Annotated in this window: 21 protein-coding genes; 10 read left to right on the top strand and 11 right to left on the bottom strand. The window is 44.8% G+C overall.

Features of this window, described 5'->3' with window-relative positions; translation table 11 throughout:
- Positions 1-165 precede the first annotated feature (165 nt).
- The 3 genes from tilS to bshA all read left to right on the top strand — a co-directional run bounded on the left by tilS (position 166) and on the right by bshA (position 3,308).
- The gene (tilS, locus tag PBAL39_RS22055; RefSeq protein ID WP_008245823.1) at positions 166-1,551 is read left to right on the top strand and encodes a tRNA lysidine(34) synthetase TilS; all 1,386 of its coding nucleotides are present in this window, start codon (positions 166-168) and stop codon (positions 1,549-1,551) included.
- Between the two features lie 57 nt (positions 1,552-1,608).
- Positions 1,609-2,091 (top strand): hypothetical protein, encoded by a 483-nt coding sequence (locus PBAL39_RS22050; protein ID WP_008245821.1) that lies wholly within the window; start codon positions 1,609-1,611, stop codon positions 2,089-2,091.
- Between the two features lie 77 nt (positions 2,092-2,168).
- Positions 2,169-3,308 (top strand): N-acetyl-alpha-D-glucosaminyl L-malate synthase BshA, encoded by a 1,140-nt coding sequence (gene bshA / locus PBAL39_RS22045; protein ID WP_008245820.1) that lies wholly within the window; start codon positions 2,169-2,171, stop codon positions 3,306-3,308.
- Between the two features lie 773 nt (positions 3,309-4,081).
- Here bshA and PBAL39_RS22040 read toward each other — a convergent pair.
- Positions 4,082-5,194: a lactonase family protein gene (locus tag PBAL39_RS22040; protein ID WP_008245816.1), complete on the bottom strand. Its 1,113-nt coding sequence runs from the start codon at positions 5,192-5,194 to the stop codon at positions 4,082-4,084.
- 8 nt (positions 5,195-5,202) lie between these two features.
- Positions 5,203-6,594, bottom strand: coding sequence for a pseudouridine synthase (locus tag PBAL39_RS22035; protein ID WP_008245814.1), 1,392 nt, complete (start codon positions 6,592-6,594; stop codon positions 5,203-5,205).
- 270 nt (positions 6,595-6,864) lie between these two features.
- Here PBAL39_RS22035 and PBAL39_RS22030 point away from each other — a divergent pair, with 270 nt between their 5' ends.
- The 4 genes from PBAL39_RS22030 to PBAL39_RS22015 all read left to right on the top strand — a co-directional run bounded on the left by PBAL39_RS22030 (position 6,865) and on the right by PBAL39_RS22015 (position 12,661).
- Positions 6,865-7,605: a lytic transglycosylase domain-containing protein gene (locus PBAL39_RS22030; protein WP_232282998.1), complete on the top strand. Its 741-nt coding sequence runs from the start codon at positions 6,865-6,867 to the stop codon at positions 7,603-7,605.
- A gap of 68 nt (positions 7,606-7,673) precedes the next feature.
- On the top strand, positions 7,674-8,744 hold the full coding sequence (locus tag PBAL39_RS22025) for a 2Fe-2S iron-sulfur cluster-binding protein (RefSeq protein WP_008245810.1): 1,071 nt from the start codon (positions 7,674-7,676) through the stop codon (positions 8,742-8,744).
- A 123-nt stretch (positions 8,745-8,867) separates the two neighbouring features.
- Complete coding sequence (uvrA, locus tag PBAL39_RS22020; protein ID WP_008245808.1) at positions 8,868-11,711, top strand: excinuclease ABC subunit UvrA; 2,844 nt, start codon at positions 8,868-8,870, stop codon at positions 11,709-11,711.
- An 11-nt stretch (positions 11,712-11,722) separates the two neighbouring features.
- Complete coding sequence (locus tag PBAL39_RS22015) at positions 11,723-12,661, top strand: NAD(P)H-hydrate dehydratase (protein ID WP_008245807.1); 939 nt, start codon at positions 11,723-11,725, stop codon at positions 12,659-12,661.
- Here PBAL39_RS22015 and PBAL39_RS22010 read toward each other — a convergent pair.
- The 3 genes from PBAL39_RS22010 to lipA form a co-directional block, all read right to left on the bottom strand.
- Positions 12,651-13,529, bottom strand: coding sequence for an anti-sigma factor domain-containing protein (locus tag PBAL39_RS22010; protein ID WP_008245804.1), 879 nt, complete (start codon positions 13,527-13,529; stop codon positions 12,651-12,653). The two genes, PBAL39_RS22015 and PBAL39_RS22010, sit on opposite strands and share 11 nt — an antisense overlap.
- Positions 13,530-14,081, bottom strand: a complete 552-nt coding sequence (locus PBAL39_RS22005; protein WP_008245802.1) for an RNA polymerase sigma factor — start codon at positions 14,079-14,081, stop codon at positions 13,530-13,532.
- A 68-nt stretch (positions 14,082-14,149) separates the two neighbouring features.
- The gene (lipA, locus tag PBAL39_RS22000; protein WP_039867434.1) at positions 14,150-15,028 is read right to left on the bottom strand and encodes a lipoyl synthase; all 879 of its coding nucleotides are present in this window, start codon (positions 15,026-15,028) and stop codon (positions 14,150-14,152) included.
- Between the two features lie 136 nt (positions 15,029-15,164).
- Here lipA and PBAL39_RS21995 point away from each other — a divergent pair, with 136 nt between their 5' ends.
- Positions 15,165-15,569 carry an OsmC family protein gene (locus PBAL39_RS21995; protein WP_008245797.1) on the top strand — a complete coding sequence of 135 codons (405 nt, stop codon included), beginning with the start codon at positions 15,165-15,167 and terminating at the stop codon, positions 15,567-15,569.
- On the opposite strand, the gene ytxJ is transcribed toward PBAL39_RS21995, so the two are convergent.
- From ytxJ to PBAL39_RS21980, 3 genes are all read right to left on the bottom strand, one after another.
- Positions 15,559-15,891 (bottom strand): bacillithiol system redox-active protein YtxJ, encoded by a 333-nt coding sequence (ytxJ, locus tag PBAL39_RS21990; RefSeq protein ID WP_008245795.1) that lies wholly within the window; start codon positions 15,889-15,891, stop codon positions 15,559-15,561. The genes PBAL39_RS21995 and ytxJ overlap by 11 nt on opposite strands.
- 205 nt (positions 15,892-16,096) lie before the next feature.
- Positions 16,097-16,588 (bottom strand): 6,7-dimethyl-8-ribityllumazine synthase, encoded by a 492-nt coding sequence (ribH, locus tag PBAL39_RS21985; RefSeq protein WP_008245793.1) that lies wholly within the window; start codon positions 16,586-16,588, stop codon positions 16,097-16,099.
- A 75-nt stretch (positions 16,589-16,663) separates the two neighbouring features.
- Positions 16,664-17,335 carry a tetratricopeptide repeat protein gene (locus PBAL39_RS21980; RefSeq protein ID WP_008245790.1) on the bottom strand — a complete coding sequence of 224 codons (672 nt, stop codon included), beginning with the start codon at positions 17,333-17,335 and terminating at the stop codon, positions 16,664-16,666.
- A 236-nt stretch (positions 17,336-17,571) separates the two neighbouring features.
- Here PBAL39_RS21980 and PBAL39_RS21975 point away from each other — a divergent pair, with 236 nt between their 5' ends.
- A complete protein-coding gene (locus tag PBAL39_RS21975; protein WP_008245788.1) occupies positions 17,572-18,675 on the top strand; it encodes a DNA replication/repair protein RecF in 1,104 nt (367 codons plus the stop codon).
- Complete coding sequence (locus PBAL39_RS21970) at positions 18,668-18,958, top strand: DUF721 domain-containing protein (RefSeq protein ID WP_008245787.1); 291 nt, start codon at positions 18,668-18,670, stop codon at positions 18,956-18,958. The genes PBAL39_RS21975 and PBAL39_RS21970 overlap by 8 nt, the downstream gene beginning before the upstream one ends.
- 17 nt (positions 18,959-18,975) lie before the next feature.
- Here the strand turns inward: PBAL39_RS21970 and PBAL39_RS25645 are convergent, their stop codons facing one another.
- The 3 genes from PBAL39_RS25645 to PBAL39_RS21955 form a co-directional block, all read right to left on the bottom strand.
- Entirely contained in the window at positions 18,976-19,152 is a 177-nt protein-coding gene (locus tag PBAL39_RS25645) for a hypothetical protein (protein WP_008245785.1), read from the bottom strand.
- A gap of 53 nt (positions 19,153-19,205) precedes the next feature.
- Positions 19,206-19,958, bottom strand: coding sequence for an FKBP-type peptidyl-prolyl cis-trans isomerase (locus tag PBAL39_RS21965; protein ID WP_083801805.1), 753 nt, complete (start codon positions 19,956-19,958; stop codon positions 19,206-19,208).
- A 96-nt stretch (positions 19,959-20,054) separates the two neighbouring features.
- Entirely contained in the window at positions 20,055-20,474 is a 420-nt protein-coding gene (locus tag PBAL39_RS21955; RefSeq protein WP_008245778.1) for a nucleoside-diphosphate kinase, read from the bottom strand.
- Positions 20,475-20,513 lie beyond the last annotated feature (39 nt).

The raw sequence follows: 20,513 nt of genomic DNA, 5'->3' as shown, positions 1-20,513 counted from the left end.
TTTGGTAACTATTTTTATCAAATTAGTTTTTATTGCAGTTCGTGCTGACCTTGAATCTTTGGGATTGAGCGCAGGCATGGAAACATCTTTAAAACGATAAGGTGAAGTCATTATTATACCTGATGATTTGTAAAGCCGAATTAAATAAATGACTATTTTTGAAGCATGTTACCTCTTCAGCAGTTTAAAACATTCATTACCGAAAACCATCTTTTTGAGACTGGCGACAAGATTTTGCTCGCGGTTAGCGGGGGTAAGGATTCCGTGCTGATGGCACATCTGTTTAAAGCAAGCGGACATCCGTTTGGGATTGCACATTGCAATTTTAACCTCCGCGGTGAGGAGTCTGTACGTGATGAGCATTTTGTGAAGATGTTGGGCCTGATGCTGGATGTTCCGGTGTACGTTACTCATTTTGATACGAAAGCCTATGCAAAGCAGCATGGGGTGTCTACACAGATGGCGGCAAGGACCTTGCGTTATGAGTGGTTTGAGCAGCTGCGGATCGAGCGGGGGTATCAGGTGATTGCACTGGCGCAACACCAGGACGATGCGATGGAGACGGTGTTGCTCAATCTGACCAGAGGAACTGGTATTTCCGGTTTGCACGGCATCTTTCCCAGGAGAGGAAACCTGATCCGGCCACTGATGTTTCTGTCGAGACAGGAAATTGATGACCTTGTGGTAGCACATCACCTTGATTTTGTCGAGGACAGTTCCAATTTAAGCTCAAATTATATCAGGAACAAGATCCGCCTGAAAGTGATCCCGCTGCTCAGGGAGATCAATCCCGGCCTTGCGTTGACTTTCAGTGAGAATATCCGGCGTTTTTCGGATACTGAACAGGTGCTGCGACAAGTCGTCCAGGAACATCATGAACGCTTGTTCGTACAAAGGAACAATGCCTTTTATTTGCCGATAGTGGCGTTAAAAAAGCTGGATCCGGCGCGACTGCTTCTTTTTGAGCTCTTGCAGCCCTATGGCTTTGTGGAAACGGTGGTTGCCGACCTGCTGCGTGTCATCATGGACGAACATCCACGTGTGGGTGCTGTTTTTTATAGCCGGAAGTACCAACTGGCGGTCGATCGTGAACACCTGATCATGACGGTAAAGGAGGATGCGACTGAAAATAAACACATGCTGATTCATCTACAGGATAAAATGGTAGCGTTTAGGGGTAATGAACTGTATTTTTCACATCATGAGCGCTCAGAATTTAAAGATGGTATCCCATTTGATAAAGGCCATGGGAAGATTTTTGTAGCTACCGATAAGCTGATTTTTCCGCTGGTGATCAGGAGCTGGCAGAAGGGTGACAGGTTCAGGCCTTTAGGCATGAAGGGGTTTAAGAAACTCAGTGATCTTTTTGTTGATGAGAAAGTCCCGCTGTTACAAAAGCAGGACATTCCGGTGTTGGTGAATGGAAACGGCGAGTTGATTTGGGTAGCGGGGTATCGGCAGGATGACCGCTACAGGGTGTCTGATGCAACGCTGAGGCTGAGTATATTTCAATGCAGGAGCTTACAAATTACATATACTCAACAATCTTAGCGCAGATAGAGGCCTTGAAACCAATAAAAACAAGTAACTTTATTTAAAATTACATCAATGGGAAACCGCTACGCTTATCTGGAAAAACAATATATCGGACGTGATTACATCAGAATCTGCATCCGGCTGGTGATGGCGGCATTTTGTTTTGCTGCTTATGTGTATGAACGTGACCGCGACAGGACTCAGGATCTGTTCCTGATTGTCGGCTTCGGTATTATCGGCGTTTCCATCATCCTGCTCTTTATGATCCAGTATAAGACGGTAATTGATCAGAAACGCATTATCATCGACGGGTTGTGGTCGGCCAGAAAAGTGGTGATTGATCTGAACACGATTGTGGCTGTACGTAAAGATGTATATAGCAACTATCTGTTTAATAATCCGGTATATAATTTGCACAGGAAGGGTAGCGTAAGGTTTTACTCTTCAGGCAAGGATGCTGTGGTGCTGACAGACAGGGACGGTTTTCATTACTATATTGGTACGCAAAGGCCTAATGAAATGTACCTGGTGATCCGTGAACAAATGAAATCTTAAATAATTGCATTTGTTTAACACAAAGCTCATTTTTAGTGATGTACTTTGCGCGATAAAACAAAAACAAATTCGCTAGAATGAAAATAGGTATTGTTTGTTACCCGACCTTTGGAGGTAGTGGCGTTGTGGCTACCGAATTAGGGAAAGCACTCGCCGATGAGGGCCATCAGGTCCACTTTATAACTTACAGTCAGCCGGCCCGTCTCGACTTCTTCTCTGAAAATCTTTTCTATCACGAGGTATCGGTCAGGGATTATCCCCTGTTTGACTACGCGCCTTATGAGTCTGCATTGGCCAGCAAGCTGGTAGATGTGGTCCGTTTTGAAGGTCTTGATATTTTACATGTCCATTATGCCATCCCTCATGCATCCGCAGCCTTTATGGCCAAGCAGATCCTCGAAACCTTTGGCATCTACATACCGTTTGTTACTACCCTGCACGGGACAGACATCACCCTGGTTGGTAAAGATCCGACCTATAAGCCGGTGGTGACCTTTTCCATTAATAAGTCTGACGGTGTGACCACAGTTTCCCAAAGTCTGAAAGAAGATACGGAGAATCATTTTGAGATTACAAATGAAATTAAGGTAATCCCCAACTTCATCGACTTCACGCGCTTTAGCCTGAAGCCTAAAGACCATTTCAAGAAAGCGATTGCACCAAATAATGAACGCATCCTGATCCATACTTCCAACTTCAGGAAGGTTAAAAATACATCGGACGTCATCCGTACTTTTGAGAAAATCCAGAGGGTAATCCCTTCCAAACTGCTGATGGTAGGTGATGGTCCGGAACGTGCCTATGACGAGCAGCTGTGCCGCTCGCTGGACATCTGCGACCATGTGCGTTTCCTTGGTAAACAGGATGCGATTGAAGAGATCTTATCGGTGTCAGATTTATTCCTGATGCCTTCTCAATCGGAAAGCTTCGGCCTCGCAGCATTGGAAGCAATGGCTTGCAAAGTGCCGATCATTACCACCAATGCGGGAGGTTTGCCGGAATTGAATGTCGACGGTTTCTGCGGTTATATGAGTAATGTAGGGGATGTGGATGATATGGCGGCGAAAGGGATCAAGATCCTGGAAAGCGACGAGGTGCTGAACCAGTTTAAAGAAAATGCTTTTCTGCGCGCACAGGAGTTTGACCTGAAGAAAATTCTCCCTGATTATGTTGCTTATTATACGAAAGTGATTGAGGAGCAGCATAAAGCAGTATAATTTTTCCGTTCGATAGTTCTTGTATTGAAAAAAATATAAACTCCTTTTCATCCTCAAATGTTTGCTGAAGGGCAAACATTTGCATGTCTTCAAAGGAGTTTATATTTTTTTCTGCGCATTAACCATCTCTCTCCAGCCGGGAGGGAGGATAAGTTCAGGGGATGTATACTACGCACAGGCTTTTCTTTTCTGTGTGTTATGCGCTGAATGTTTAATGTTTTGCTTTTGAGGGGGTAGTTTCGTTGCTTGTGTTTTTCTTATTGTAATCCTTATGCTGAACGATGAGCTCATTTTTCTGATCATCGGAATACGTAGATTGTCGCATAGATGGCCATTTGAAGAAATTTGGGTTGAAAGGACCTGGGTTGACAAGGTACTGTTCGTACTTTAAGATACTTTCTGAAGGCTTTTTATAGGTATTCCTATATCCCTATACCTTACACGGGATATGACAATACCTTGTGAATACCTTGTCAACCCCTTGTGAGTAGCGAACAAAACCCGAACAAGTAGCGATTAGAATACGAAAATGATTTGTTTTATGCCTTGTGACTATTTATACCGGGTAATATCGCTCATTGCATCTTCTTTGTTCATTGATCCATGATGGAATGCTTTGTGCGGAATTATAAGTCATAAACAAGGTGATATCCCGGTTTAACACAGAGATGAATGTTGCTGAATCCTGGATGTTAAAGTCGGAGGTTGTTTAAAGAGAAAGTGGATTGGTTCCGCTCACAGGATCAAACCATTTTTACAGAAGGTGATTGTTGTTATTTTATGGGAGCAAATACCAGGCATACCGGTGCGCCGACCTCAATTCTTTTTCCGGTGTCTTTTAGGGTGCCAGTCTCGATGTTACGTTCAAAGATGACGATGTCATTGGTATACTGATGGCCAACCAATAGGTATTTTCCTGTAGGATCAATGACAAAGTTTCTCGGGCCTTTACCTAAAGTGCTTTGATATCCTTTTACGGTTAATTTGCCGTCGGTGCCGATGGCGAAGATGGTAATTTTGTTTTCAGAACCTCTGTTGCTGGCGTAAAGGAATTTTCCGTCCGGAGAGATGTGAATATCAGCGCCGCCGTTTTCACCATTAAATCCTTCTTCCGTCATTTTAGCTTTCTGGATCTCCTGCAGTTTATTGCTTTCATAGCTGAAAACCGTAATACCACCGTCCATTTCATGTACCAGGTAAGCGTGTTTGCTGTCATTGCTGAAAACAATATGTCTTGGTCCTGCACCAGGGGTGATGTTGACACTGTCGGATGCAGTAAGCGTTTGGCTGCCGCCAGTACTGTTGTATTGGTAGAGGTAAACTTTATCAGTACCAAGATCATCTACTACCACGTGCTGATGATCCGGAGTGAATTGTACCATGTGAACGTGAGGCCCTTTTTGGCGGGCAGTATCTATGCTTTTTCCGCTGTGTTTGATCAGTTGCTTCAGGCTGGATAAACTTCCGTTTTTTTCGATGCCGAATACGGAGATGCTTCCACCGGAGTAGTTGGCCGTCAATACATTGTCTTTGTCGGCGATGATGTAACATGGATCGGCTCCATCTGTAGGCTGTTTATTCAGGAAGGCCAGTTTGCCTGTAGATGCATCGAAGCTGAAAGCGCTGGCAGAACTGTTTTCTGCGGCTTCATTTACGGCGTAGATGGTTTTATCTTCTGCACCCAGTGCGAGGTAACTAGGGTTAAGCACGTTTTTCTCTACGTGCTTAACCTTAAAGTCTGCTGTTGCAGTATTAAAATCGTAAACATAAATCCCCTCACTTTTCCCCGTATTGGTATACGTTCCAACTATTAAATTATAATCTTTTTTTTGTGTGCAGCTTTGCATAGACAAAAGGATAATGGAAAAAATGAGGAGTCTGCTCATATAACAATTTATTTGATGAGGTGTTTGATCTGAATTAATTCGTGCTCTTCCAGGAATCTCCATCTTCCACGGGGAAGGTCTTTTTTGGTGAGGTTACCGTATACTACACGGTCTAGTTTTACCACGTCATAGCCAAGGTGTTCAAAGATCCTTCTTACGATCCTGTTTTTACCGCTGTGGATCTGGATGCCGACCTCACGTTTGCTGCCTCCGGCAACGTAAGAAACGCTGTCCGGCTTGATGATGCCATCCTCAAGCTCCAGACCGAACTGGATCTTGTTCAGGTCACCCTGGCTAAGGCTTCTGCTCAACTCTACATGGTAGATTTTGGTGATGCCATTTTTAGGATGTGAAAGTTTATCTGCAAGTTCGCCGTCGTTGGTCATGAGCAGGAGACCAGTCGTATTGCGATCCAGGCGTCCTACAGGATAGATACGTTCCCTGCTTGCTTTTTCAACGAGTTGCATCACCGTGCGGCGCTCCTGAGGATCGTCGGTGGTGGTGATGTAGTCTTTTGGTTTATTTAACAATACGTATACTTTCTTTTCGCGTTTCAGGAGTTCCCCATTATAACGTACCTGGTCTTTTGCAGGGTCGATTTTGTGGCCCAGCTCTGAAACCACCTCTCCATTTACGGAAACTACGCCGGCAGCAATCAGTTCATCCGCTTTACGGCGGGAACAGATGCCGGAGTTGGCAATATACCGGTTTAAGCGAATGAGCCCGTCATCTTTGACCGCCACATTTTTTCTGGAACGCATAACGGTATTGCTTTCGTCACGTGGCGTACGGTTCGCACGTTGTTCACTGCGATAGTCGCGCTCTCCACCTCGTTCTCCACGCTCTCCAGCACGTTCGCCACGAGGTTTGAAGTCGGTTTTTGGCTTACCGTCATCTTCTCTTTTTCTGAAAGGCCTGTTGTCTGTTGTTCTGGAAGTATTTCCTTTTTTATCGTCGAATTTCCTGAAAGGTTGATCGCCTTTGCTGAAATGATCTTTTTTGATGTAGCTGCGTGTTTTTTCGCCCTGAGGAGTTTCTCTTGTTCCCTCGTCCCTGAAGGACCTGGATTTAAAGTCTCTGTTTTCTCCTTCTTTTCTTGCTCCCGGTTTGAAGTCTTTAGCACCAGCGCTGCGTGGAGCGTAACCCTTTGAATCGCCATCTCTGCTAGTGCGTGGTCTAAAATCGCTTCCTGCAGCTCTTGGCCCTTTGCTTTTAAAATCTTTTCTATCTTCTCGCGGTTTGTAATCTCCGCTGGATTTACTGTCTTTCCCCTCTTTATCCTCAAACCTGCTTTTGCCTTTGTAAGCACTATCTGCTCCACTGCGGCTCTTACCAGCTGTGCTTCGGTTTCCCGGTTTGGACTTGTCATCCCGACTGTTCCTGTTGTTGTTTTTAATCATGATACGCTATATAACCGCATAATTTATGCGGTTGCAAATTTAATAAAAATCGGGGAATCTGCAGCTGATAATTTGGGCTTAAGTGCCAAATAAAAAAACGCTGTTTATTCATGTTTAAACGTTGATTTTCAGTGTGTTTTTTGTAAAAGCTTGATAGTTAGCATAATATACCGTATGTTTGCAGGCGTTTTAAAATTGTTAACCAAAAAAAGGAGGAAAATGATAAAGAAACACATAATAACATGTACGGTAATTTTAGCATTACTGGTTATGGCAAAAGTGTTTGCTTACAACATGCCCCAAGCAGCAAAAAGTCTTTTAAAAGAAGAAAAGAATACCACAACAACAGATACAGTAACACAAAAAATCGAAGAGCCGGTATCTCTGATGGCTCAGTTAAATTTCGCAGAAGAAAGCCTCCCGCAGGGCGACGCCAAGGTGGAGCGCAAAATGAAGAAGATTCTTGCTGCATTCAATTACAGTCACCTTCAAACCAATCGTTTGCATCGAAAAGCAGCAGAATGGTTCCCAGTGATCGAACCGATCCTCGCCGCCTACGGCATTCCCGAGGATTTCAAATATGTACCTTTAGTAGAATCAGGCCTGAGGGAGGGTGTATCTCCAAAAGGAGCGACCGGTTTCTGGCAGTTTATGCCTGGAACAGCACGTAGTTTCGGACTGAAGGTAAATAGCAAGGTAGATGAGCGTAAAAACCTGCGTAAGTCGACCGTTGCTGCGGCCAAATACATCAAGGCACTTTATTGTGTTTTCGACAACTGGACGCTCGTAGCTGCGGCCTACAATGTTGGCGACAACCACATGCAGAAGCAGATTGACCGGCAAAATCAGGACAATTATTTCAAGATGAAGCTGAACCGCGAAACAGCGGGTTATGTTTATAAGCTGATCTCCATGAAAGCGATCCTGGAACATCCTGCAAAGTATGGCTATAAAGCTCCGAAGGAGCTGTTGGCTTATAATGCAGAGAAAGCTGCCAGCGCCGCTGAATAATATTGATAAAAGACACGCAAATTGGGGAGAGCCGGAATTTATTCCGGCTTTTTTGTTTGCAGGGAAAAATGATTATTTTGAGCAAAATGAAATTGTTTGAGTTACGTATTGCGGGGATGACCTTCTGTCCCGGAGAAAACCTGCTGATTACTTTTGAGCCTCTTGACGGCGCGCGGCCATCCTACAAAGCAGGCCAATTTCTTACACTGGTATTTCGGGTCAATGGAAAAGAGCTGCGTCGTTCCTATTCGCTTTACAGTTCTCCGGATGCTGAGGAGCCGATGTCCATAGGCATCAAGCGGGTAGAGAATGGTGCCATTTCCAGATTGCTGCATCACAAGACTGCCATTGGAGAAATACTGACTGCAGTAGAACCTAATGGATTGTTTAATTATGTTCCGGAGTATTCATTGAAACGCACTGTTTTTCTTTTTGGTGCGGGGATAGGTATCACGCCGCTTTTTTCGATCCTGAAAACAGCGTTGATCCGAGAACGGGATTCCAGGGTTGTGCTTGTCTACAGCAGCCGTTCTGTGGAGGAAACCTTGTTTTATGAGGAGCTCAGACTGCTGCAGGTAGAACATCCCGACCGGTTGAAAGTAATTAATGTCATCAGTCAATCACAAAATCTGCTGATGGCGCGGTTGAATGGTCCGCTGATCGAACGTATTGTAAAGACTGAGCTCATGTACGATAAGGAGGAGGCTTTGTTGTATACCTGCGGGCCGGTGGATTATATGGATGTATGCCGCATTACCTTACTTAACCTGGGTTTTGATAAAAGTCAGATCCGGCGGGAGACTTTTGTGTTGCCTGAGGATGAGGCGGATGAAGACGATACCAGCAATAAAAAGCCGAGAGATACCAATACTTATGGTGTAAATCTTCAATATCAGGGCGCCAGCTACCACCTGCAGGTTCCTTACCATCAGAGCATCCTGGATGCTGCGCTGGAGAATCAGATCGACCTGCCATATAGCTGTCATGCTGGCATCTGCAGCTCCTGTACTGCCAGCTGCACCAGCGGCGCTGTAGTGATGGACTACAATGAGGTGCTGACGGACGAGGAAGTTGCTGCAGGGCGGGTTCTGGTCTGTACAGGGCATCCTACTGCAGAAGGGACAACTATTGTCTGGTAAGTATCTTTTGCATCCGGTAACAGGGCATTAGCTTTTCATTTGATAAAATTTTTAGCATTTTTGTGGCTGAGAATTTGCTGTCTCAATCACATTAGCTATCAGCAATATTTTTTTAATAAATATATGAGTAAAAATACCGTTGACCTGGGTGAGCAGAAAGATGTTGAAGTATATGGCGCCAGGGTACATAACCTTAAAAATATAGATGTTTCTTTTCCAAGGAACAAGCTGGTCGTTATTACCGGTCTCAGTGGCAGCGGCAAGTCGTCACTTGCTTTCGATACCATCTATGCAGAAGGACAGCGCCGTTATATGGAGACTTTCAGTGCTTACTCCCGTCAGTTTATGGGGGGAATGGAACGCCCGGATGTAGACAAGGTTTCCGGCTTAAGTCCCGTGATTGCCATTGAACAGAAGACAACCAGCAAGAACCCGCGTTCCACCGTGGGTACCATCACGGAGATATACGATTTTATGCGCTTGCTTTATGCACGTGCTGCAGATGCATTTTCCTACAATACGGGGGAGAAGATGGAGCGCATGAGTGAGGACCAGATCCTGAGCAACATCTACAATAAATTTGAAGATCTGCCGGTAAACATTCTTGCTCCGGTGGTAAAGGGCCGTAAAGGACATTACCGGGAGCTGTTTGAGCAGATCCGCAAGCAGGGCTTTGTGAAGGTCCGTATTGATGGGGAAATCCAGGACCTTACTGCCAAGATGCAGGTTGATCGTTACAAAATTCATGACATCGAGATTGTCGTCGACCGCCTGATTATCGACCGTAAAGATCAGAAGCGTCTTCAGGATTCTCTGCAGACGGCAATGCGTCTGGGAAAAGGGATCATAAAGATCAGTGATAAAGAAAACAATGTATCTCATTTCAGCAGGTTCCTGATGTGCCCTACTACCGGGATTTCCTATGACGAGCCACAACCCAATAGTTTCTCCTTTAATTCTCCTTATGGTGCCTGTGAAAATTGTGACGGGCTGGGCTACATTTTTGTAATCGACAAGGATTCCGTGATGCCTAACCCTAAATTGAGCATCATTAACGGTGGGCTTGCACCATTGGGTGAATACCGGGACATCTGGATGTTCCAGGTATTAAAGGCGCTGGCGAAGAAATACAATTTCTCTTTATCGACACCACTGGAGAAGCTGAGTGAAGAGCACATCGGCATCATTCTGAATGGTACCCCTGACCTGTTGTCGGTAGCGGTGGAGTACAACAAATGGAACGTACAAAATTATCAGATTACATTTGATGGCATCATTAAACTGCTGGAAGAGCAGCAGGAGAAAAAAGGGGAGGGTGCCGTTGATGATATGGAGTCCTTCCGTAAGCTGAAGACCTGTCCTGTTTGTAATGGTGCAAGACTGAAAAAAGAGAGTCTTCATTTTAAGATTGATGGGAAGAACATCTTTGAGCTGGCCGAGATGGACATCAGCAGCCTTAAAAGCTGGTATGTTGATATAGAAGACCGCCTGAGCGAAAGGCAGAATACCATAGCAAAGGAAATTTTTAAAGAGATCCGTGCCCGTCTGGGCTTTTTGAGTGATGTAGGGTTGAACTACCTGTCGCTGGATCGCACAGCACGCACATTGTCGGGAGGTGAAGCCCAGCGGATCCGGCTGGCAACGCAGATTGGCTCGCAGCTGATGAATGTCATGTACATTCTTGATGAACCCAGCATTGGCCTGCATCAGCGTGACAATGAGCGTTTGATCGGTGCGCTGAAAAATCTGCGTGACCTGGGCAATACGGTCTTGGTGGTGGAACACGATAAAGACATGATCCTCGAGGCAGACCATGTGATCGACGTAGGTCCTGCTGCTGGTGTGCATGGTGGTCAGGTAGTGGCCGAGGGGACACCCGATCAGATACTGAAATCAGGTACACTTACTGCGGCTTATCTGAACGGGAATAAATCAATTGCCATTCCTAAAAAAAGGAGAAAGGGTACGGGGAGCAAGCTGTCTATCCTGAAGGCAAGCGGACATAACCTGAAAGATGTGTCTGTTGACTTTCCTCTGGGTAAGTTTATTGCAGTAACTGGTGTATCGGGTAGCGGAAAGTCCAGCCTGATTACGGAGACACTGTACCCGATTTTAAACCATCATTTTTTCAGGGCCAAGAAACATCCGCTGCCTTACGAAAAGATCAACGGGCTGAAGGAAATTGATAAGGTAATTGAAATTGACCAGGCACCCATCGGGCGGACACCAAGGTCCAACCCATCAACCTATACAGGGGTCTTTTCGGATATCCGCAATTTATTTGTGCAACTGCCGGAGGCGAAGATCCGTGGATATAAACCAGGTCGTTTTTCATTTAATGTGAAGGGTGGCAGGTGTGAAACATGTCAGGGCGGAGGAATGAAGGTCATAGAGATGAATTTCCTTCCGGATGTGCAGGTACCGTGTGAAGAGTGCGGTGGCCGGCGTTACAACCGGGAAACGCTGGAAGTCCGGTATAAGAGCAAATCGATCAGTGATGTCCTGGATATGAGCATCGAGGATGCCTGCGATTTCTTTGAGAACATGCCAGTAATTTACCGTAAGATAAAAACCCTTAAAGATGTGGGGTTGGGATACATTACGCTTGGTCAGTCGTCCACTACTTTATCCGGAGGTGAGGCCCAGCGTGTAAAACTTGCAACGGAACTTTCCAAGAAAGATACAGGACGAACATTTTACATTCTTGACGAGCCCACCACGGGACTTCATTTTGAAGACATCAATGTACTGCTGGGGGTATTGAATGAGTTGGTGGAGAAAGGAAATACAGTGCTGGTGATTGAGCACAACCTGGATGTCGTTAAGGTGGCCGACTGGGTAATTGATCTCGGTGAGGAAGGTGGTGCCGGCGGAGGACGGATTCTTTTTGAAGGTACTCCGGAGGGCTTGATCCAGCATCCGAATAGCCTGACCGGGAAGTTTTTGAAGAAAGAAATGGGACTTTAAAACGATGAATCATGGCAATTTACCTGAATACCTTTTTGCCGGATGGTAATGCCGCTGAACCTTCCGAATTAGTATCAGAGGGACTCACTAAGTCTGAGGGAGCACATTTTTCTCCCTATCAGCTGGTGACTGCCGCAGCCATCAGGTCGGCGTTCCGGCTCAGGGTTCCTTTTACCCACAAGGGGACATATGGACATGCGCTGATTGTTGCCGGGGCAATAAATACCATGGGCGCTGCAATCCTCAGCAACGCTGCCTGCATGTACGGAGGAGTTGGACTTAGTACAGCCTGTATCCCGGATACAGGACTCGCGGCATTGAACACAGCCTTTCCGGAGGTGATGTTCCTCAGCAGGGCAGATTTTCATGTACAGCAGGAATTTGATCAGTATAAAGCCATTGCAGTTGGACCCGGACTGGGCAAGTCGGATGATGCGCTGGGTATTGTGAAGCAGTTGCTTGATTTGAAGCGTTCCCTGGTGATTGATGCTGACGGCCTTCAGTTGCTCGCAGGCTCGGAAGAATTGATGCAACTGGTTCCAGAGGGAAGCATCCTGACTCCACATGTAAAGGAATTTGACCGGTTATTCGGCGAACATTCCAGCTGGAAAGCACGTCTCGATACCGGCCTGAAAGAGGCTAAACGGTTTAAAATTATCATTGTGCTGAAGAATGAGTTTACGTTCATCATCGACCCGCAAGGGCAGGTGCTCATTAATCCTACAGGAAACCCGGCGATGGCGCAGGGTGGGATGGGTGATGTGCTTACAGGGCTGATCACCGCTTATGTAGCTCAGGGTTATGACGCCCGTGATGCCGCAATGCTGGCTTGTTATTTCCATGGCCTGGCCGGAGATGAACTGGCAGAAAGCATGTTCAACGTAAATGCACTGCAGTTAGCCGCGCAGGTACCCAAATCCATTAAAAAGATGATCTCTGTTAAATCGTAACCGCACCCATGGCAATCATTTGCTCCATGGTGGGGTTAATCGCACCTCCACGTTTTTCAAGCGTGACCGCAAAGGCCTGAGCACCGGCAATCTCCTTCATTTTCACAAGAATGTGCGCACTGTCTGCTTTCGCATCAAATACGCCAAGGTCTACAGGTTTTCCATTTACCAATGCCCATAGCTGATATTGGTGCAGTTCATCATTGGCAGGAAGGCCCATTTTCTTGGTGTCTACCATTACATGTTGTCCTGAGGTGTGCCAGTAAACAACCATTTTAGCCTTAGGGTCCATTTTAGTACCCGCCAGTTTTATGGTTTTCCAATCTGGATCAGAAGGCATGTCAGCCATCGTCTGAAGCTCTTCATTTTGTTGGGTCATGTAGCTGGCATTCTGCGCATATTTTTCTTTGTCCTGGCTGAGCGCAAAGATCTGCTCTTTTGCATTGCCAAGATCATTATGTGCTGAATAAAGTGCCGCGGTGCTAATGATCAGCAGTGCCACACAGGCGGCCAGTGCGAAGTATAGTTTTTTGATTTTTGCAGACTGATCCGGTATGCCGGTTACCATATGGTTTGCTGCAATTGTATTCATTGTCGGGTTAACCGCTATTGTTGGGTCGATAACGGTAGATTTTTCATCCTCAGGGAGTATGGTATCCATAATTTTCAGCTGAAGCTCATCGGCACGATGAACAGCATTCAATGATGCATACTTCTCCATCGCGTATTCAATGGCTGAGATTTCAGCCTTCACTGCCGGATTTTTAACTGCCCTCTCCTCCACGAGTTTTTTCTCATCAGGGGTTACATCTCCGATAACATAGAGTTCTAGTATGCCTGACTGAATAAATTCTTGTTCCTCTTCCACTTAGTTAAAATGCTTTCTTAATTCCAAAATAGCCATTCTGATACGCGTCTTAACGGTACCCAATGGTAAGTTTAATTCCTCTGCCGCCTCTGCATGAGTATATCCTCTGAAGTAAACCATATTTAATACATCATTGTATTCCGGCTTAAGGGCAACTACCATTTCCTTTAAGCCCAATGTATCCGCATTAAAAGTTACTTCCCTCTGTGCGTCAATGAAATCTACGTTATTTTCAATATCTTGGTTTTTGTTAGAATTTTTAAAATCTTTTGAGCGGAGTTTGTCGATAGACAGGTTTCTGGCAATGTTCATCATCCAGGTAAACAGGCGGCCTTTACTGCTGTCGTAATAGGCGCCGGAATTCCATATTTTAATGAAAGTTTCCTGCAGCAGGTCTTCTGCCACTTCAGTGTTCGGGATGATTCTTGAAATTACGCCAAATAACGCGGCAGAGTACATGTCGTACAAAGCCTTTATAGCGATGGTATCCTGCCTTTTAAGTGCATGGACCAGCTCTTCTTCGGAGAGTGATATTTTCTTAGTTCTTGCCAATGTTCGCCTAATATACAGAAACTATAACAACATCAGCAACAAACAATTTGTTTTTTATTGCGATGCGTTTACAGGTCAAAAAGATGTTTTTCAGCATGATACGATGATCTGACAAGCGGTCCGCTTTCTACATACTTAAAGCCCTTTTCCATTCCTACCTCTTTGTATTTGGCGAACTGGTCCGGGTGGATCCAGTCCAGAACAGGGTGGTGGTTACGTGTTGGCTGCAGGTATTGTCCCAGGGTAAGGATATGAACACCATTGGCTACAAGATCGTCCATCGCTTCGAAGACATCATCTTCAGTTTCACCCAGGCCCAGCATGATCCCTGTTTTTGTGCGCAGACCAAAATCAGAAATCCTTTTCAGGCATTCCAGGCTACGGTCGTATTTTGCCTGTATGCGCACCTGTTTGGTAAGTCTTCTTACGGTTTCTACGTTGTGGGACATGACCTCCGGACGTTCTTCCAGTACGCGGTACAGGTTATCCCAGATTCCACGAAAGTCAGGGATCAAAGTTTCCAGTGTCGTTTCAGGGCTTTCTCTTCTGATGGCTTGTAACGTTTCTGCCCAGATGATGGATCCACCATCTTTAAGGTCATCCCTGTCTACAGAAGTGATGACACAGTGTTTCACCTGCATGAGTTTCACTGAATTGGCAACCCTGTTGGGTTCATCTGTATCTACGGCCAGCGGGCGGCCCGTGGCTACAGCACAGAACGAACAGGAGCGTGTGCAGATGTTACCAAGGATCATGAATGTTGCTGTTCCTGCACCCCAGCACTCGCCCATATTCGGACAATTGCCGCTTTCGCAAATGGTGTGTAGTTTATGAGTATCGACAAGACTGCGTACTTGTGCATATTCTTTACCAACAGGAAGCTTTACTCTAAGCCAATCTGGTTTACGTTGTACTGGGTTTTCTGAAACAACCGGAAGTGCGATCATGGTACAAAGTTAAGCAATAGGTTTGAATAGTTATAAAGATGAAATGTTTGAATGATGTAATGTTGTAAGAACGGAAATGCTGTAATGTTGTAAGAATCGAAAATTATATGAATCTTGTGTCATCAAAAGAATTGTTATGGCAACATCAAAAATAACTTATAATGGTGGTTTGAGGACCACCGCTGTGCATGAGCGTTCAGGTATGGAGATCATTACGGACGCTCCTGTTGACAATAAAGGAAAAGGCGCTGCTTTTTCACCAACGGATTTACTGGCCACCTCTCTGGGGAACTGTATGCTGACCATTGTGGGGATCGCCGCCAATGAACACGGCTTCAATATTGATGGAACGAGCTGTGAGATTACAAAGGTCATGGCAGAAAACCCAAGAAGGGTTACGGAGATCGTTCTTGAGTTCCAGCTTCCCTCAAATGATTACTCAGATAAGGTGAAGCAGATTATTGAGCGGTCTGCGCGGACTTGTCCCGTAGCCTACAGCATCCACCCGGATATTAAACAAACGATTTCTTTTAATTACTAATGACTTCAGCGACTTCCTCCGCAGAGATGTCGCTGTGGGAGGCATCAAGAATGCAATCGCCATCCTTAATGAGGAGGATTTGAGGCGATTCATGATGCACCTGGAATGTTTCGGCTATTTGTGCGGATATCGCACGATAGCTGATCAGGTCCAGAAAATAGAGTGAGGTGTCTTCAGGGATGGCTTCCCAATCCATTTCAAACCTTCTTTTAGCCATCATGCTGACGGAGCAGCGTGTACTGTGTTTGAAGATAAGGCTATAACCCGGTTTGTTTTTTATTTCGCTGATCTGCGAAGGATCATTAATCATTTTCCACTGCATCTGTATTCTCCTTTAATGTGACTTTGGGCCTATCTTCTTCTTCTGCCTTCAGGATAAGAACTGTACGCAGGGCAGATGCGGTTAGAACAGGCTTCCAACAACGCTATTGCAAAGAACACGCCAAGTAATAAGATCGCTACTTTTTTCATTTAAATAGATTTATCCGTACTAAATTACATCTTTTAACAAAATAATGCAAACATTGTTAGGTAGTTGCAGTAAGTTCCGCCATTTTCAAAGCGGTAATTGCGGCTTCATCCCCTTTATTCCCATGTTTACCACCTGCACGGTCGATGGCTTGCTGAAGGTCGTTCGTGGTCAGTACCCCAAAAATAACGGGTTTACTGTGTTTCACGCTTACCTGTGTGATGCCGTTCGCTACGGCGTCGCAGATGAAGTCAAAATGTTTGGTGTCTCCCTGAATGACGCATCCGAGGCATATGACGGCATCAAGCTCCTGATGTTTCTGCAAAAGGATGTCGGCGGCGGAGGTCAGCTCAAAACTTCCTGGAACCGCAATGGAGAGAATATTTTCGGCAGCAACGCCATGTTTTAGTAAGGTTTCCAATGCGCCGTTATATAGTGCTCCTGTGATTTCTGCATTCCACTCGGCTACGGCGATAGCGATTTTATAACCAGCGCCATTAGGAACAGTGGTATGAGAAAAGTCGGAAAGGTTTTTTAATTGTGTTGCCATGCTGCAAATATAGGTAAAGGGTATAAAAAAAGGCTAGCAGTGATGCTAACCTTTGTCATAATATTTTTTTGGTACTTATTTTACCTGTGCATTTGCACGGGCAATATATTCGTCAATCATTGTGCCTTCCTGGCTTTCAGGATATTGCGTTTTGATCTTTGTATAAGCTTCTTCTGCAGACTTGTAGTCTTTAAGATTTTCATAAACCAGTCCCAGTTTCTTCAGGAACAGTGGAGAAGTGAATTTATTGCTGGACTTATCAGCTGCTTTTTTGTAATAGGTAGCAGCCTGTTTGAAATCTTTCAATTCGCTGTAGGCATCACCAAGAAGACCAAGCGCCAGGGGATCTGCAACAGGGCTTCCTGTTTCAGAATACTTACCCAATGCATCAACAGCTTTTCTGTAATCACCTTTGCGCAGGTAGATGCCACCAAGATAAAGGTTGGCAAGGTTCGCTGATTTGGTGTTGTCATACTCTTCGGCAATTTTCTCTAAACCGGGGTATCCACCATCGCCATTGATGGCTTTATTGGCCAGAGAATCAGCGGTCAGAAATTGTTCTGCTCTGTACATTTTCGCTGAAGCTTCTAATGCTCTGTTCTTTAAATATACATTTTGGTACCAGAAGTAAATTCCAATTAAGGCAACGATTGCAACTCCAATGAATAAAAGGCTTTTTGAATTTTCTTCCAAAAAGGAACCCTTTCTTACCGGGTGGATGATTTCTTCTTTTTCTGTTGTCGACATTTTATTTAAAAAAATTAAGGATTGCAAAAATACATTTTTACATCAAAGTATCAACCTTTTTTAGGATTTTAAAGTAAAAATCTATGGTGATAGCCGAATCAGAACTGCCTGATGATGAATATTCTAGTGTTGAAGGGTGTTACTCCCGAAAACAACAGTCTTTTCAGAATGAAATAAATCGGGCAGCGCCCCACCCAATTCACAATGCGAAACGGTAACTTTGTGGGATAATAGTTATGTGGCTAAAAAACATTACACTACTCAATTTTAAAAATTATTCAGATGCAAACATCAGTTTCTCAAAAACGGTGAATGCCTTTGTAGGGAACAATGGTGCCGGCAAAACGAATTTGCTGGACGCCATACATTACCTGTGTTTGTGTAAGGGCTATTTTAACCCTATTGACAGTCAGCAGATCAAAACTGCGGAGGACCTATTCCTGATCCAGGGTGATTTTGACCGGAAGGAAAAGAATGAGAAAATTACCTGTGGCGTAAAACGGAACCAGAAAAAACAGTTCAAAAGAAATAAAAAAGAATATGATAAGCTGGCCAGTCATATTGGTCTTTTTCCATTGGTCATGATTTCTCCTTATGATACCAACCTGATCATGGAGGGGAGTGAGGAACGCCGTAAGTTTATGGATAATGTCATCTCCCAGACCGACGGAAGTTACCTGGATGAACTGATCTTCTATAACCGCCACCTGCAGAACAGAAATGCATTGCTGAAACAGATGTCGATCACCAGAAGTTATGACCCTTCATTGCTGGAGATCTACAACGACCAGCTGGTGGCTTCGGGCAATAAGATCTATGCCAAACGCCAGCAGTTTATGACGGAGTTTATCCCACTTTTTGACCAGTACTATCGCTTTCTCACAGAAGATAAAGAGGAGGTGAACCTTCAGTACCAGTCGCAGTTGGCAGACGTTTCATTTGAACAGCTGTTATTGCAGAGCATAGAAAAAGATAAGGTGTTGGAGCGTACGACCACAGGGATACATAAGGATGAGCTGGTTTTCACCATCAGGACTACACCATTGAAAAAGTTCGGCTCGCAGGGGCAGCAGAAATCTTTTCTTATTGCGTTAAAGCTTGCCCAATATGCTTACCTTCAGCGGTACAAAGGGTTCAAGCCTTTACTGCTGCTGGACGATATTTTCGATAAACTGGATGAGTTCAGGATGCAGAAGCTGATGGAGATGGTGTCTCATGACGACTTCGGGCAGATTTTTATTACAGACACTGGCCGAGAGCGGGTGATGGCGGTATTTCAGAAAATTCAGGTGCCCATCACGTTGTTTGAGGTAGTTAACGGATCAATACAACATGCGTAAACCAAACGACATCACATTAAAAGAAGGTATCGGTAAATTACTGAATACCTATAAGCTGAAGGGGAAGTTTGACGAAACTTCCATCATTTTGCTGTGGCCGGAACTAATGGGGAAAGCAATAGCCAACAGGACCACACAGATTTACATTTCCCAGGGAAAGCTCTTTGTGAGGCTGGAGTCGGCGGTGATCAAAAACGAGTTGTTAATGGTCAGAACCGGCATCATCCAGAAATTGAATGAACGTGCCGGCTCTGAAGTTGTCAAAGAGATTGTCTTTCTTTAATTCCTGTATCATCTGGCTTAGCTTCTGCCACCGAAAATTTTGCTGATCAACCATATGATCAATGCAAGTACCAGTACAACAATGATGATACCGGTCCACACACCAGCTTTGAAAATGCCCTCTATGAGGTCGCAGCTGGCGAGGGTAGTGGTTAGCAGTGCTATTAGTGCGAGCGGAAGATGTCTTTTTATCATGATCTGTATGTTTAGGTTAAGTAACAAACATTGATCATAATAGTTTTGCAGCCCTATTTTCCATTTACTTTCAGCAGCTCTACTTCAAATATCAGAGTGCTGTACGGTGGGATGTCTGCGCCGGCACCACGTTCACCGTAGGCAAGTTGGTAGGGAATGAAGAACCTGTATTTTGAACCTGCATTCATCAGCTGCATACCTTCAGTCCAGCCGGAAATTACCCTGTTCAAAGGAAGGGACAGCGGTTCATTTCGATCGTACGAGCTATCGAACTGTTTGCCATTCAGTAAGGTACCTTTATAGTGTGCCAGAACGGTATCTGTAGCTTTCGGTTTAATACCATTTCCTGGAGTGAGCACCAGATATTGCAGGCCGCTGGCCGTCACTTGTACCCCTGGTTGTTTTTTGTTGTTCTCCAGAAAAGTTTTTCCCTCGTTGATGGTGGCTGAATATTTCAGCTTGCTTTGTTCACGAAAGATGTTTCCTATCGCCGCCTGTGCCGCATCCTCTTTGATCAATGCCGGTTTTCCAGCGAAGGCATCCTTGATCCCCTTAATTAAAAGATCGTAGTTCAAGGTGGTCAGTCCGCTGTTTTTAAGGCTTCCTGCCATGCTGTTTCCAAATGCGTAACTGGCGGAGTCCATGGTGTTTTTAAACGCAGCCGGGCTGACAGCTGGTTTTACTGTTGTAACTGGTTTTTTTGTGGTGGTTGTTTTTTTTACTGTTGTGGTTTTCTTTGCTGTAGATTGCGCGAGTGCAGCAAAAGTGCAGCAAGGCAATAACAGGGTAATGAGTATTCGTTTCATGGTGTTCATTTTGGTGGAAAGGTACAAAGTATCTTTAAAAAAAATAAGCACCTCTGTTTGGGGTGCTTATTTTATATATTTTTAAGTCGGGACTGATTAGAAACGTTCAGCAGCAGTAAAGAAGAAATCTCCTTCAATTTGTGCGTTCTCGTCAGAGTCAGAACCGTGAACCGCATTTGCATCAATAGATTTTGCGTATTTGTTACGGATGGTACCTTCAGCAGCTTCCGCAGGGTTAGTTGCACCGATCAGTTTTCTGAAATCTTCAATAGCATTGTCTTTTTCAAGAATCGCAGCGACGATAGGTCCTGAAGACATGAAGCTGACAAGGTCGGCGTAGAAAGGACGTTCTTTGTGTACTGCATAGAACTGGCCAGCAGTCTCGTCAGTTAGTTTAGTATATTTTAATGCAATGATTTTGAAACCAGCAGCAGTGATGTCGTTGATGATAGCGCCGATGTGTCCGTTTGCTACGGCATCTGGCTTGATCATTGTAAATGTTCTGTTTGTACTCATCGTAATTCAATTTTTTTTGCAAAATTACGTTTTATACTC

Origin of the sequence: Pedobacter sp. BAL39 (genome assembly GCF_000170795.1) — a bacterium.
Taxonomy (GTDB): domain Bacteria; phylum Bacteroidota; class Bacteroidia; order Sphingobacteriales; family Sphingobacteriaceae; genus Pedobacter.
The sequence above is the reverse complement of the archived record's forward strand: the minus strand, read 5'-3'. Positions and strand labels throughout refer to the sequence as shown.

Bases quoted from the DNA above. Each gene is read 5' to 3' on its own strand.
- tilS (WP_008245823.1), top strand. From the start codon at position 166: ATGTTACCTCTTCAGCAGTTTAAAACATTCATTACCGAAAACCATCTT.
- PBAL39_RS22050 (WP_008245821.1), top strand. From the start codon at position 1,609: ATGGGAAACCGCTACGCTTATCTGGAAAAACAATATATCGGACGTGAT.
- bshA (WP_008245820.1), top strand. From the start codon at position 2,169: ATGAAAATAGGTATTGTTTGTTACCCGACCTTTGGAGGTAGTGGCGTT.
- PBAL39_RS22040 (WP_008245816.1), bottom strand. From the start codon at position 5,194: ATGAGCAGACTCCTCATTTTTTCCATTATCCTTTTGTCTATGCAAAGC.
- PBAL39_RS22035 (WP_008245814.1), bottom strand. From the start codon at position 6,594: ATGATTAAAAACAACAACAGGAACAGTCGGGATGACAAGTCCAAACCG.
- PBAL39_RS22030 (WP_232282998.1), top strand. From the start codon at position 6,865: ATGGCAAAAGTGTTTGCTTACAACATGCCCCAAGCAGCAAAAAGTCTT.
- PBAL39_RS22025 (WP_008245810.1), top strand. From the start codon at position 7,674: ATGATTATTTTGAGCAAAATGAAATTGTTTGAGTTACGTATTGCGGGG.
- uvrA (WP_008245808.1), top strand. From the start codon at position 8,868: ATGAGTAAAAATACCGTTGACCTGGGTGAGCAGAAAGATGTTGAAGTA.
- PBAL39_RS22015 (WP_008245807.1), top strand. From the start codon at position 11,723: ATGGCAATTTACCTGAATACCTTTTTGCCGGATGGTAATGCCGCTGAA.
- lipA (WP_039867434.1), bottom strand. From the start codon at position 15,028: ATGATCGCACTTCCGGTTGTTTCAGAAAACCCAGTACAACGTAAACCA.
- PBAL39_RS21995 (WP_008245797.1), top strand. From the start codon at position 15,165: ATGGCAACATCAAAAATAACTTATAATGGTGGTTTGAGGACCACCGCT.
- ytxJ (WP_008245795.1), bottom strand. From the start codon at position 15,891: ATGCAGTGGAAAATGATTAATGATCCTTCGCAGATCAGCGAAATAAAA.
- ribH (WP_008245793.1), bottom strand. From the start codon at position 16,588: ATGGCAACACAATTAAAAAACCTTTCCGACTTTTCTCATACCACTGTT.
- PBAL39_RS21980 (WP_008245790.1), bottom strand. From the start codon at position 17,335: ATGTCGACAACAGAAAAAGAAGAAATCATCCACCCGGTAAGAAAGGGT.
- PBAL39_RS21975 (WP_008245788.1), top strand. From the start codon at position 17,572: ATGTGGCTAAAAAACATTACACTACTCAATTTTAAAAATTATTCAGAT.
- PBAL39_RS21970 (WP_008245787.1), top strand. From the start codon at position 18,668: ATGCGTAAACCAAACGACATCACATTAAAAGAAGGTATCGGTAAATTA.
- PBAL39_RS25645 (WP_008245785.1), bottom strand. From the start codon at position 19,152: ATGATAAAAAGACATCTTCCGCTCGCACTAATAGCACTGCTAACCACT.
- PBAL39_RS21965 (WP_083801805.1), bottom strand. From the start codon at position 19,958: ATGAAACGAATACTCATTACCCTGTTATTGCCTTGCTGCACTTTTGCT.
- PBAL39_RS21955 (WP_008245778.1), bottom strand. From the start codon at position 20,474: ATGAGTACAAACAGAACATTTACAATGATCAAGCCAGATGCCGTAGCA.